Consider the following 516-nt stretch of genomic DNA (forward strand, 5'->3'; position numbering starts at 1 on the left):
TTCGGCTACATCATGACCGGCGCGGATTGCGTCCGCAGCTTGCCGCAGGGCATGCGGCAAAGCGAGCGCTGAGCCGCGTTCTCCAGCCGTCAAATAGGCGTTGCGCGATGACAAAGCGAGACCGTCCGCATCCCGCACAATAGGAACACCCAATATCTCCAACGCAAAGTCGAGATCGCGCGCCATTTGCCGGATTACCGCCAGTTGCTGAAAATCCTTTTCTCCGAAAAGCGCGACATCCGGCTGAACCTGATTGAACAGTTTCGCTACGACCAACGCAACACCGTCAAAATGCCCCGGCCGCGCGCCACCGCAATAGCCGTTACTTGGTCCATCGACATGGACCTTTGTGGCAAACCCCGGCGGATAGACCGTCGCGGCATTCGGTGCCCACAATATGTCCACACCAGCGGCATGCAGCAGCTGCGAATCACGCTCCAGCATTCGCGGATAGGCATCGAGATCTTCATTCGGGCCAAACTGGGTTGGATTAACGAATACCGATACGACCACCAC

General features: G+C 57.8%; 1 protein-coding gene. It reads right to left on the reverse strand.

Annotated elements, in window-relative coordinates:
* The coding region (gene panC / locus ACK4S7_RS13285; protein WP_409647765.1) for a pantoate--beta-alanine ligase at positions 1–516 on the reverse strand (516 nt) is incomplete at its 3' end.

It is taken from the genome of Sphingorhabdus sp. (assembly GCF_046292425.1).
Lineage (GTDB): Bacteria > Pseudomonadota > Alphaproteobacteria > Sphingomonadales > Sphingomonadaceae > Sphingorhabdus_B.